This window comes from Streptomyces fuscigenes (assembly GCF_021556455.1).
Classification (GTDB): Bacteria; Actinomycetota; Actinomycetes; order Streptomycetales; family Streptomycetaceae; genus Streptomyces; species Streptomyces fuscigenes.
Map to the genome: position 1 here is coordinate 1 of NZ_JAKGCV010000329.1, position 6,263 is coordinate 6,263.

Annotated in this window: 5 protein-coding genes, 1 pseudogene and 1 riboswitch; of the genes and pseudogenes, 3 read left to right on the forward strand and 3 right to left on the reverse strand. The window is 75.7% G+C overall.

Annotated elements, in window-relative coordinates; genetic code table 11:
- Nucleotides 1-97 precede the first annotated feature (97 nt).
- From L1885_RS21405 to L1885_RS21415, 3 genes are all read right to left on the reverse strand, one after another.
- Nucleotides 98-1,438 carry a hypothetical protein gene (locus L1885_RS21405; protein WP_235798795.1) on the reverse strand — a complete coding sequence of 447 codons (1,341 nt, stop codon included), beginning with the start codon at nucleotides 1,436-1,438 and terminating at the stop codon, nucleotides 98-100.
- A 288-nt stretch (nucleotides 1,439-1,726) separates the two neighbouring features.
- On the reverse strand, nucleotides 1,727-2,854 hold the full coding sequence (locus L1885_RS21410) for an alpha/beta hydrolase (RefSeq protein WP_235798791.1): 1,128 nt from the start codon (nucleotides 2,852-2,854) through the stop codon (nucleotides 1,727-1,729).
- 58 nt (nucleotides 2,855-2,912) lie between these two features.
- Nucleotides 2,913-3,638, reverse strand: coding sequence for a class II aldolase/adducin family protein (locus L1885_RS21415; RefSeq protein ID WP_372481992.1), 726 nt, complete (start codon nucleotides 3,636-3,638; stop codon nucleotides 2,913-2,915).
- A gap of 287 nt (nucleotides 3,639-3,925) precedes the next feature.
- Between L1885_RS21415 and L1885_RS21420 the strand changes: the two genes are divergently transcribed.
- The 3 genes and pseudogenes from L1885_RS21420 to L1885_RS21430 all read left to right on the forward strand — a co-directional run.
- The gene (locus L1885_RS21420; protein WP_235798793.1) at nucleotides 3,926-5,158 is read left to right on the forward strand and encodes an inorganic phosphate transporter; all 1,233 of its coding nucleotides are present in this window, start codon (nucleotides 3,926-3,928) and stop codon (nucleotides 5,156-5,158) included.
- A 127-nt stretch (nucleotides 5,159-5,285) separates the two neighbouring features.
- Entirely contained in the window at nucleotides 5,286-5,483 is a 198-nt protein-coding gene (locus tag L1885_RS21425) for a hypothetical protein (protein ID WP_235798794.1), read from the forward strand.
- Between the two features lie 427 nt (nucleotides 5,484-5,910).
- A riboswitch (cobalamin riboswitch) is annotated at nucleotides 5,911-5,992 on the forward strand.
- Between the two features lie 57 nt (nucleotides 5,993-6,049).
- Nucleotides 6,050-6,263 (forward strand): annotated as a pseudogene (locus L1885_RS21430) (cobalamin biosynthesis protein); the annotation flags it as partial.

The following is a 6,263-nucleotide window of genomic DNA, read 5'->3' on the forward strand; positions in this document are numbered from 1 at the left end:
GCCCGGCGGGGGACGGCCGCCGGGCGCCGCGAAGGACCGCGAGGAGGGGCCGGCGGGCGGGCCGGCCGCCGCGGCCCGCTCCTGCCGGGTCGTTCCTTCAGGCTCCCCCGGTGTGCACCTGGAAGGCCGCCCGCCGCACGGCCTTGGCGAGCGCGGGGTCGGGGTGGGCCGCGGCGAGGGCCACCAGGACCTGGACGGTGCGGGGATGTCCTATGGCCCGGACCTCCCGGATGAGCGAGGGCACGCTGCCCTGCACGGCCGAGTCGAGGTGGCGCACGAGGAGTTCCGTGTCGCCGTGGTCGGCCACGGCCGCGGCCGTGTCGACCCACAGCCAGGTGGACTCCTCGCGGGTGAGGACCTCCTGGGCCTCCTCGGGGTCGGCGCCCTCGTACTCCGCGAGCCAGATCAGGGCGTACGGGCGCAGTTGGGGCTCGTCGACGACGCCGCGGACGGCCGGTTCCGCGGGGGCCCCCACGACGCGCAGCGCCTCGAAGGACAGGCCGCGCAGCAGCGCGTCCTCGCCGCGGGCGACGGCGACGAGTTCGGCGATGGCGCTGGAGACCGTGCGGGCGGCGAGCCAGGCGCGGTATTCGGCGCGGGCGGGACCCGGGGTGAGCTGGGCGCAGCCGCGCAGCATGTCCTGGGCGGACTGCTCGATGTTGCCCGCGGGACTCTGCGCGGCGACGCAGATCTGCTCCAGCTTGACCCACACGGCCCAGTTGCCCAGCGGCGTGAGGGTGGCCTGGCCGGGGGCGAGGGTGAGTGCCCCCACGGACGCCAGGCCCTCCAGGGCCCAGGTCAGCAGCGGCTCGAGGTCGGCCGCCGAGGGCACGGTGACGGCGGGCGGGGCAGGCGCCGCCTGGGCGGGGGCCTCCGCGTCGGCGTCGCCCGGCGCGGCCGGGTCGTAGGGGACTTCGCAGCGCTCCTCGTGGAGTTCGGCCACGCGCTGCGCCAGGAGGTCCAGCAGCGCGGGCCCGGTGACGGGTCCCGCGGAGAGCTGCAGGAGGGACAGCACCTGGGGGACCGATTCGATGACCTCGGCCACGATCCCGGGGTCGACGTCGGCGGGCGCGGGATGGATCAGCGACCACGCGTCGAACAGGGCGACCCAGCCGCGCAGGACCGCGGATTCGTCACTGTCCCACGCGTGCAGCCGCCAGCCCGGCCTGACGACACCGTCGTGCAGTTCCACGAGGCCGCACAGCTTGGCGCGGTCCCACGCGGCGCGCGCCTGCGGCGGCGTCAGCCCCAGCGCGGCGACGGCGCGTTCGAGGGCCTGGGGGCCGAGCGGTCCCGCGCCCGGGTCCCGGTCCGCGGCGGCCCAGCGGGCGATCGCCACCGCGTCCGCGAGCCCGGCCCTCGCCTGGCGGGCGAGCTCCACCCGGGGCGGGGTGCCCGCGGGCGGCCGGGGTGCCTGGCGATTGCGCCCCGTGGTCACGGCCCGTCGTGCGGAGGCCAGTGGTTGCGACGGGACGAGTCGGAGTCTGGAGTTGCGCGCCAATTGCTCATCAGGCTTTCGGGACGTCACGGATGGCAGTCTCCCCGTTGACTGCCCGAAAGCCCAAACGGAACGTGTCGCGCGGGCCGGCGGGCGGCGGTGCGGGGGCAGCTCGCGCCCCTTTGCCCGATGCGTGCCGCCTCGGGAGAGGACAGGGGCACTCGGCGGAACCAGGGGCGTGGGCGCAGGTCGTGGGCGGTGCGGTGAGGGTTTCGCGCCCCGCTCTCCTCACATCAGCGGGGTGATGAAGCGCCGAAGTGCCTCCTCGTACTTCTCCGGGTCCGCGTTCCACATGGCCGCGTGGGGCGCATCCGGAACCGTGTGGAGGCTGATCAGCCGGTCCTTCTGCCGGGCCAGGGCGCGGGAGGCGGACCACGGTGCGACGGTGTCGGCGGGGCCGTGGACGAGCAGGGTCGGCACGGTGAGTCGCGCGGGCAGGGCGAGCGCGGCCCGCGGGTCGCCCGCGAGCCCGGTCCGTCCCTGGGCGGCGCGCACGGCGAGCGGCACGAGCGGCGCGGGCGTGCGCGCGGCCGTCAGGGCCCGCAGGGTCGCCCGCGTGTCGAGCACGGGCGAGTCGAGGACCAGCCCGCTGATGTGCCCGCGGTACTCCGAGTCGACGGCGCAGCGCAGCGCCATGGTGGCGCCCGTGGACCAGCCGTAGAGGATGATCCGCCGGGCCCCGCCGCGCAGGGCGAAGGCGACGGCGGCGTCCAGGTCGCGCCACTCGCTCTCGCCGAGGTGGCCGAGGCCCTCGCGGGGCCGGGGCGCCCCCGGGTCGCCCCGGTAGGAGACGGCGAGCACCGGGAAGCGCCGTTCGGTGAGGAACGGCATGAGGTTCATGGTCTGGGCCCGCCCGGTGCCCAGTCCGTGGACGCAGATGACCCAGGTGCCGCGGGACCCGGGCACGAACCAGGCGGGCGAGTCGCCCCGTTCGCCCGGGACCCGCACCTCCCGGAACTCCAGGCCGAGCGCGCTGCCGGGGTCGCCCGCGTACACCTCGGGCGTGAGCCACAGCCGGGTCCCGGGCCGCAGCTCGCCGCGGCTGACCCGCAGCAGGCGCCGCACGACGGTGTCCGCGCTGCGTTCGGCGCCCTCGGCCACCGGTCCGACGGCCGCGTGCACGCCGGGGCCCTTCAGGCCGTACGTGCCGGGGCGCAGCGAGGCGAGGCTGCGGGTGAGGGTGACCCGCCCGGCCGCCGTGCCGTGCACGGTGACCTTGGGGTCGCTGGGCAGGGGTCTTTTGGGCGGCGCCTTGAGGGCCGCGTCGCTCGCGTACCTGCCGGCCGCGACGGCCGCGGCCGCGCCGATTCCGATCACTGTGGTGACGGCAGCTGCCGTTGCTGTAGCCGGGCGCACTCCACAAGTGTCCGGTGACCCGCGCGGCCGCGCCAGTGGGCCTCGGCCGGTGGGGCGTTCAGCGCGGCCCGGGGCCGCCGTCCGTGGCCCGCTGCCCGTAGCCGGCCAGTTTCTCGCCCACCCTGCGGATCTCGTCGCGCGAGAGCAGCGAGGGAGTGCGGCCCGGTACGGCGGCGGCGGTGAGCCACAGGCGGCACATCCACTCCAGTTGCGCCGTGCGGTCGTACGCCTGGTCCAGGGTGGCGCCGTGGGTGACGGCGCCGTGGTTCTGCAGGAGGCAGCCGGTGCGCCCTTCGAGCGCTTCGAGCATCCGCTCGGCGAGGGCGTCGGTGCCGTACGTCTCGTACGGGGCGACGCGCACGGGCCCGCCGAGCGCCGCCGTCATGTAGTGGACGAGGGGCAGCTCCCGCACGAGGGTGGAGACGGCGGTCGCGTGGACGGCGTGCGTGTGCACGACGGCGAGCGCGTCGGTCCTCCGGTAGACCGCGAGGTGCATGGGCAGTTCGCTGGTGGGGGTCATGCGGCCGAGGACCTGCGTCCCGTCGAGGCGCACCGCGACGGTGTCGGCCGGGCCGAGCCGGTCGTAGGGCACCCCGCTCGGGGTGACGAGGACGAGGTCGCCCACGCGGACGGACGCGTTGCCCGAGGTCCCGACGACGAGCCCCTCGTCCGCGGTCCTGCGGGCCGTCGCGACGAGGTCGAGCCACGGTCCCGCCAGTTCGTGTCCCGCCGGTCCGTGTCCCGCCGATTCGTCCCCGAGCCGGTGCGCCGACTGATCTGCCATCTCTGTCATGGGGAGATCGTGCCAGCGCCGCGCGGGCGCGGGCGGGCGGCGGGGCGAGGACGCGGCGCGCCGGGAGCCGTCGGACGGCAGGGGCTCGTGAGGCTGAAGAGGCGCACGGGGCGGAAGCGGGTCGGCGGGACGGAAGCGGCGCACGGGGCGGCGGGACGCGATCCCCTCCCGTACCGGACGGAGAGACACCGCGAATACCGACCCAGTTCACCTTGCGTTCATCCACGCTCCCTACGTTCATCTCGGCCACACACCCCGCCGAACGATTGCCTGGGTACATGGAGCATGTGACGCTGCTGCTCGCGGTCGTGATCGCGACAGCCCTCGTGTTCGACTTCACGAACGGCTTCCACGACACCGCCAACGCGATGGCCACCACCATCTCGACCGGCGCTCTCAACCCCAAGATCGCGGTGGCGATGTCCGCCGCGCTGAACCTCGTCGGCGCCTTCCTGTCGGTGGAGGTCGCCAAGACGATCTCCGGCGGGATCGTCAACGAGGACGGCATCAGAACCCAGGTCATCTTCGCGGCCCTGGTCGGTGCCATCCTCTGGAACCTGGTGACCTGGCTGCTCGGCCTCCCGTCGAGTTCGTCGCACGCCCTGTTCGGGGGCCTGATCGGCGCGGCCGTGATGTCCGCGGGGACGTCGGCGGTCAACGGCGACATCGTGATCACCAAGGTCCTCCTGCCCGCCGTCGCCGCCCCGGTGGTCGCCGGGCTCGCCGCGCTCGTCGCGGCCCGCCTCACCTTCCGCATCGGCCGCCGCACGGACGACGCGGCCACCGCGAAGGGCTACCGGGCGGGCCAGATCGCGTCCGCCGCGCTGGTCTCGCTGGCGCACGGCACCAACGACGCCCAGAAGACGATGGGCGTCATCACGCTCGCGCTGGTCACCGGCGGCGTGCTCGCCCCCGGCTCCAACCCGCCGGTCTGGGTCATCGTCTGCTCGGGCCTGGCGATCGCACTCGGCACCTACATCGGCGGCTGGCGCATCATCCGCACCATGGGCACCGGCCTCACGGACCTGCGGCCGCAGCAGGGCTTCGCCGCGCAGACCAGCGCCGCGATCTCGATCCTGGCCTCCTCGCACCTCGGCTTCTCGCTCTCGACCACGCAGGTGTGCTCGGGTGCGGTGATGGGCGCGGGGCTCGGCCGCAAGGGCGGGGTGGTCCGCTGGTCCACCGCGACGCGCATGGCGGTCGCCTGGTGCCTGACGCTGCCGGCCGCCGCGCTGGTCGCGGCCGGTGCCGAGTTCGTGACGGGGCAGGGCACCTGGGGCATCGTGCTGGTGGCCGTCGTCCTCGTCGCCGCGTCCGCCTCGATCTGGCTGGCGGCGCGCCGCCGGCCGGTGACCGCCGAGAGCGTGACCGCGAGCCCGATGACGTCGGAGCCCGCGCCGGCCCCGGCTCCCGTGCCCGGCGCCCAGCCGGCCCGGCGCGACGAGGACACGGGACTCGGCGCCACCCTCGCCGGGCCCGCACCCGCGCCCCCGCAGTCGGCCGCCGCGTGAACGGCCCGCACCCGCGGCGCGGTGCCGCCCCCGGCCTCGGCACCAGCAGCAGCACAAGCACCAGCACCAGCACCAGCACCAGCACCAGCACCCGGGACGACAGGAACAGGGACAGGGGCACCGGCTCATGAACATCGACTGGGCATCCGTCGGCAGCGTCTTCGGCGTCAGCCTGCTGGTCACCGTGGGACTCGTGGGGCTGTTCGCCCTGGGCACCGTGGGTCTGGCCAAGCAGGGCTCCGCGGTCCTCACCTCCGCCGCGTACGCCTGCTTCGCGCTCTGCGCCGCCGCCGTCGCGTACGGGATCTACCTCATCGTCGGCTGAACCGGTTCCGGACCGGCCCGGACCGGCCCCGGGGAGCGTCCAGGGCCCGCCCGGACCGATCCCTACGCACCAGAGCGGCCCCACGCGCGCCGACCCGTCCGCAGGCGCAGGGCTGTTCCGTACGCGCGGGGCCGTCCGCACGGGCGGACCGTTCCGTCCACGCAGGGCCGTTCCGTCCACGCGAGGGGGCGCCCGCCCGCACCCGGCGGGCGTCCCTTCGCCGCCCCGCCTCCCCTCCCTCCCCCGTCCCGCGCCCGGCTCCCCCGCCGTCCCCGCCGCGCTCCGCGTGCGCCCCGCGCGCGCGGCGACGGGGTTCGCGCGCGTCCCGGTGTGGGTATTCGCACACTGCCCCACCGCAGGTCAAAGGTGAGTTGACGGGCGTTGTGGGGCGTGGTGGACTGCCGGGGCCACTACCGCGGCAGCAGCAGAGGAAGCCGGTGCGAATCCGGCGCGGTCCCGCCACTGTCACCGGCGAACGCCCCATCGGGCGCGCCGGGAGCCAGGAACTCTCGCCGCCGTGTTTCACGTCGAGCCGGGGCGCGGACCCTGAGTGAGGACACTGCCCCATGCCTGCCGCCGGCAGAGCCGTCAAGACAGCCGTCGTGTCCGGCGCCGCCGCCGGGCTCGGCCTTCTCGCCGACGCCGTCTTCGCCGATCCGCGCCGCGGCCATCCGGTCGCCGCGTTCGGCCGGGCCGCGGGCGCCGCCGAGCGCCTGCTGTGGCGCGACGACCGGGGACGGGGCGCCGCGTTCACCGCACTGTGCGTCGGCTCCGCCGCCG

Bases quoted from the DNA above. Each gene is read 5' to 3' on its own strand.
- L1885_RS21420 (WP_235798793.1), top strand. From the start codon at position 3,926: ATGGAGCATGTGACGCTGCTGCTCGCGGTCGTGATCGCGACAGCCCTC.
- L1885_RS21425 (WP_235798794.1), top strand. From the start codon at position 5,286: ATGAACATCGACTGGGCATCCGTCGGCAGCGTCTTCGGCGTCAGCCTG.
- L1885_RS21415 (WP_372481992.1), bottom strand. From the start codon at position 3,638: ATGGCAGATCAGTCGGCGCACCGGCTCGGGGACGAATCGGCGGGACAC.